The organism is Peptoniphilus catoniae, assembly GCF_901447155.2.
GTDB classification, from domain to species: domain Bacteria; phylum Bacillota; class Clostridia; order Tissierellales; family Peptoniphilaceae; genus Peptoniphilus_E; species Peptoniphilus_E catoniae.
The window spans coordinates 125949-131952 of the sequence record NZ_LR588416.1; the positions used below are offsets into that span (position 1 = coordinate 125949).

The window sequence follows — 6004 nt, forward strand, 5'->3', positions numbered from 1 at the left end:
TTATTCTCTCCTTAAATTTTTTCCATATTTATCAAGTAATTTTTCTTTTGTTTCCCATAAATCCTGTGACAAATCAACTATATACTCTTGAGGATTATTAAGCCTTCTTACCTCTTCCCACAAGGTATCAAATTCTTCTTTAACATAAGATCTTATTTCTTCAATTCCCGGCAAATCATAAATTAATTTACCCTTATCATAGATTTTAACTAATAAAGGTCTGGCAATAAAGTTTTTGATTTTTCTCCTCTTCCAGGTAAATACAGGGTGAAATATTTCGTAGTCTTTAGAATCATCTATTTTTTCATTGTGAAGAGTAACTACATCAGCTATAGCCTTGTTGCTTTGTCTGTCATAAAGTCTATATACCTGTTTAAATCCAGGAGTTGTAATTTTAGTTACATTTTCAGAAATTTTAATCTTAGGTATTATATTGCCCTCTTTATCTTCAACAGCAGTTAACTTGTAAACTCCTCCAAACACTGGTGAGCTTTTTGATGTAATAAGCCTTTCTCCCACACCGAAAGCGTCAACCTTTGCTCCCTGCATTAATATATTCTGTATAACAAACTCATCAAGAGAGTTTGAGGCCATGATTTTAACATCCTCATAACCTGCATCATCAAGCATCTTTCTTGCTTTTTTAGAAAGATAAGCTATATCCCCTGAGTCTATTCTTATTCCCTTTGGTCTAAAACCTGCCGGCACCACCACTTCATCAAAAACCCTAATGGCATTAGGTACGCCTTCCTTTAAGGTGTCATAGGTATCTACCAAAAGCAAACAATTATCAGGGTAACACTCTGCATAAACCCTAAAAGCCTCATACTCGGAGTCAAAAAGCTGTACCCAGGAATGTGCCATAGTACCTAAAGCCGGAACTCCATATAGCTTTTCAGCCAAGGTGTTGGCACTTCCATTACACCCTCCTATATAGGCAGCCCTTGCACCTAGGTTTGCTCCTGTGTAACCTTGAGCTCTTCTTGAACCGAATTCAGTTACACCTCTTCCCTCTGCCGCATATACTATTCTATTAGCTTTAGTGGCAATCATCGACTGGTGATTAATAGTAAGAAGTATCATAGTTTCCACCATTTGTGCTTGAACAATGGGACCCCTTACAGTTATTAAAGGCTCATCAGGAAATGCAACTGTTCCCTCAGGCATAGCCCATACATCACATTCAAACTTGAAGTTTCTAAGATAGCTTAAATACTCTTCATCAAATATGCTCTTGCTTCTTAAAAAGTCTATATCACTGTCGTCAAATTTTAAATTTTCAAAATATTCAACTACCTGTTCAAGTCCCGCTATTATAGCATAGGAAGCATTGTCCGGAACAGACCTGTAGTACATATCAAAGTATACTATTTTATTTTTATAACCTGACTTAAAAAATCCGTTACTCATTGCAAATTCATAAAAATCACTTAGTAGTGAAAGGTTCATTCTAGCATAATCTTTCAATTATTATCCCCTCGTTTCTCCCTTGATTATATAATTAATTAGCTTAAGTTGCAAAGAATATAGAGGTTATTGAAAATAATTTAAAAATTTTTAAAATAAAAAATCGACACAGATTCTTTTTAAATCTGTGCCGATTATAAATATTATTTATATTTTACTTAAAATATAACAAGAGCTATTAAAGTTGTCATTATAAGAGATATTATTGCTCTTTCAATCCAAACAATTACCAAATCCTTTAATGAAATGGGTACTTCAGTTGCAAGTATTACCGGAATAGTACATGAGAACATAAGTATTCCAGTTATACTGCCAATACCCACAACAAATTTCGTAACTAGAGGAGCTTCTACTACTAAAAGCACAGGAAGATACATCTCAGCAAGTCCAAGCAAAGTGGCCTTGGCTGCAAGTAAAGGTTCAGGTATTCTAAGTGCCCAAGTTAGTGGATAAAATACATATCCTAGAATATCAAAAATTTGAGTGTACTCAGCAATTAAAAGGCCTGCAAGTCCTATAGACATAAGATTAGGTAGGTATTCTAAAACAAGTTCCATAGCATCTTTTAAATAAGATAATATATTTTTACCTATAGGATCTGATTCATCACAAACTTTTAATCCTTCATAAAAAGCATTCTTTAACAAGCTACCTTGATATTCTTCTTCTATTTCCCCTGGTTCATTGTTGCGATATTCATCAGGAATGGTCCTTAATGGTCTAATCCTAGCGGTAATAGCTGTTGTTGCAAAAGTAACGATTAGAGCAACAACAAAAAATGTATTCCAGTAATCCATTAAACCTAAAGTTTCAGCTACTACAACCATAAATGTTATAGCAACAGCAGAAAATCCAGTAACTATTATTGACGCTTCTTTCGCGGTGTATTTTTTCTCCTTATAAAGGCCATTTGTAATCATAATGCCCATAGCAGAACTACCAACAAATGATGATATTGCATCTACCGCAGATATTCCAGGGGTTTTCCAAACCGCTCTTGTTATAGGTCTAACTATCATACCTATGCAATCTACAAATCCATAACTTATTAAAAAACTTATAAATATTGCACAAACAGGTATTAATACTCCAAGCCCAACCCCTAAAGACTCAAACAAATATTGTCCTACGTCTGGAGAAAGAATCGCTTCTGGTCCCACATTGAAAAATATTCCTATACTGGCAATAGCTCCAAGTATTTTGAGTATAGAAAATACCGTTGTAGTATTATCTTTATTCCATGTTTTCCTTACAAAAGGAAGAGCTGCCCCCAATATTATAAACACAAGTGCATAAATTCTACAAAGTTGCATAAAATTACCTTGTATATAAGAAACAATCAATTCTACAGGAATTGAATTTTTCCCATTTACGGTTATTTTTGCAAAAAACATAAATATTCCTAAAGCGGAGATAATTAAAAACTTTAAAATATTAGCTCCATTAACATATTTTGGCTTTTGATTTTCCATAACCCGCCTCCTTTAATTATTAACTTTTCTTAATAAATTTCTATACAAATAGGGTGCTTGACCGTACTTCTCTTTAAATCTCTTACTGAAATAAAAAGAATCATTAAATCCTACTTTTTCAGAAATTTCAAATATGCTTTCATCTGAGTTTCTTAGTAAGTCTTCCGCAGCACTAAGTCTTACTTCTTGCAAGTAATCAGTATAGTTTTTTCCGTATAGTTTCTTAAACCTCCTACTAAAGTAGGACTTACTCATATTTGAAATATCAGCTACATCGGATAAAGATATTTCTTTATAATAATACTTATCTATAAAGCTCTTAGCAGACATAAGTCCAAAGACTATCTTATCTTTTTCCTTTAAATCCTCTATAATACTGCTGACTTCTTCCATATACATAGAAAATTGCTTTTCAATATCTTCAAAAAAATTCGCTCTTAATACCTTCGAGTTTAATTTTATTGAATACTCATAAATTTTCTGATTTTTGCTATCAAGAGACAAAACATAATCAGTAATTTCAAAATTAAATTTTATTATTATTGATTTAATAGTTTCTGAGTTAAAAGACTTATTAATGAGATAGGAAATTATTTTTTTATATTGCCTCATAAGCTCTTCATTATCCCACTGATTTATATTTTTAAAAAATAAATATTTAAAGTTAGGAATTTCTTCATTGCTGGATTCATAAGTTGTGTAGTCTTTAGTCTCTTCATAGTGAATAACATTTCCCGCCCCTAAATAAAAGGAATAGTCTAAGGCTTTAAAGGCTTCGTCATAAGATTTCCATAATATTTTATAGTTATCAACTATACTTCCTATGCCAATAGTTACACTGTACTTGGTTTTAGAAATTATGTAATTTCTTATATCTTTACAAATCTTTATTATCATATCCTTGCGACTTTTTTCAAAATTTGCAAGAATCACCAGCTTATCTGTACCTATTAGAGAACAAGCTATACCATCAATTTTCAATTTATAAAGAGCATCTTTGGTAGCTTTCAGATAATCCATTTTTATTTCGTATCTTTTCTTGTTGTCAAAAGACCTACATATTTCCCAAAAATCATCAATTATTATTGTTATTGCACAATTAGGTTTATCTTTAAGTCCAATTTGGGTCTTCATATTCTTTATATCGTCAAGTCTACTTAAATCTCCATAGATAAGATCGTATATATAAAAACTTGTAATCATAGACTTTTCTACATCAGATAATTTATCGGAATTAAAATTCTTTTCTTTACAAAGGCTTTTTAAAATTTTCAAAAGTCTTTTTTCATAATTAGGACAAATATTTATACAATAATTCAATAAATCATTATTTAGCAGTCTCTCTACAGAATCCAAATTTTCAAAATCAAATAGACCTATAAATATTACTTTATTTAACTTTTCTTTTAAAATATAAAGATTTGTTTCTATGCCTTCCTGAAATTTATATATTACAATGACAGAACTTTCAAATTCTAAAATATTCAAATTTATAAAATTTTCACTAGTTATGTCTATAACTGAGGAAGGTGCTATCTGACTATAGATTAACTTTTTAAGTTCATCCTTTATATTCAAATATATAAACATAGTCAAGCACCCTCCTCAATTTTATAAATTAAACCTTACCTTCCAATCCTCTATCAACAAGATCTTGATATTTTTCATCTATCTTAGGTGGTGCCATTTCAAAGCTGTTGTTAACAACGGTAAAGTCGTAATATCCAAGTCTTGCAACAGGTTTTAACTTATAAACATCTATTTTGCCATCTTTTCCTATTACTTCATCTGCAACATGGATTCCTATTACCTCTGCTATAATTATATCCACAGTGGCTATTCCGCCATTTGCAGGTAACCTTAGAGTTTGAAGATATTTACACTCATATTTTATAGGTGATTTTTTTACCATGGCAACGTTTATCATTTTTGCATTCTCTTTTTCAAGTTTACAGTATTCAAACTTATCTTTGCAACCTTCAGGCAACATTGCTATAGATGAGTCGTTCATTTCGGTTTTCAGCTCTTCTGTAACCATATTGTATACAAATTCTCCGGTTCTTTCTATATTCTTAACAGTGGTTTTTCTTCCTCCTGTTACCGGATGTTGGTTTGCAGAGAAAATTACCATAGGCGGATCAAATGTTAGATTTGTGAATTGACTATATGGTGCAATATTGTCGCTTCCATCTTCATTTTTAGTAGAAATCCACCCTATAACCCTAGGTATTGTCGAAGACTTAAAAGGATTATGTTCAAGTCCATGATCGTTTTTTTTGGTTTCGTAAAACATATTATTCCTCCTTATTTAATATTCTTAACAAGATTATATTTTGTAATACTTTGTTTTCATATGGAATATTTTGTCCACTAAATTAAACTTTTTGTTGTATTACCATAGTAAAATAGTAACTTGATTCTAGCAATCTGGATGGTTTATCTACAACCTATGAGTTAAAACTTTAATTTATGATTATTAAGGTTAAATAAGGATTATTTATATCTACTTAGCTTTAATAATTAAAATAAATACAGGTTGTGCTTTATTTCCTAACAAAATCAAGATTTATTACATATCTTTAATCATTGAAGATATTACTTATCGCATTAATCAATTAAAATAACTCAAAATAAAAACAAACCTAATGAATCAATATTATTAATACTATTAATAATTTAAATTGATAAAAATAAACCTTTTTGTTGGTAAAAAATAATAGTATGCTTTTTAACTATATCTTTTGACTATATAATAAAATTATTGAAAAATAGACTTTTTCTTTTATGCTTAGCTAAAGAAACCTAAGTTGTAGGCTATTTTATTATTAAAAAAGACACCTGTTTAGGTGTCTTCTTTGTCTTTTGTATTTTTTGTTCTTATGATAGTAGTTTTGTTACTACTCCTGATGCTACGGTTCTTCCGCCTTCTCTTATTGCAAATCTTAGTCCTTCGTCCATTGCTATTGGTGTGATTAGTTCTACTGTGAAGGTTGCGTTGTCTCCGGGCATTACCATTTCTACTCCTTCTGCTAGTTGTATGTCTCCTGTTACGTCTGTGGTTCTAA

At 30.8% G+C, this 6004-nt stretch carries 5 protein-coding genes; all 5 read right to left on the minus strand.

Going from position 1 to position 6004, the window contains the following annotated elements:
- Positions 1-1449, minus strand: coding sequence for a nicotinate phosphoribosyltransferase (locus PEPCATONIAE_RS06750; RefSeq protein WP_138160379.1), 1449 nt, complete (start codon positions 1447-1449; stop codon positions 1-3).
- Between the two features lie 176 nt (positions 1450-1625).
- Positions 1626-2939: a YjiH family protein gene (locus PEPCATONIAE_RS06755; protein ID WP_138160372.1), complete on the minus strand. Its 1314-nt coding sequence runs from the start codon at positions 2937-2939 to the stop codon at positions 1626-1628.
- A 12-nt stretch (positions 2940-2951) separates the two neighbouring features.
- Positions 2952-4529, minus strand: a complete 1578-nt coding sequence (locus PEPCATONIAE_RS06760; protein ID WP_138160373.1) for a helix-turn-helix domain-containing protein — start codon at positions 4527-4529, stop codon at positions 2952-2954.
- 28 nt (positions 4530-4557) lie between these two features.
- The gene (locus tag PEPCATONIAE_RS06765) at positions 4558-5232 is read right to left on the minus strand and encodes a flavin reductase family protein (protein WP_138160374.1); all 675 of its coding nucleotides are present in this window, start codon (positions 5230-5232) and stop codon (positions 4558-4560) included.
- A gap of 584 nt (positions 5233-5816) precedes the next feature.
- On the minus strand, positions 5817-6004 hold a 188-nt coding region (locus PEPCATONIAE_RS06770; protein WP_487247493.1), incomplete at its 5' end, for an EF-Tu C-terminal domain-related protein.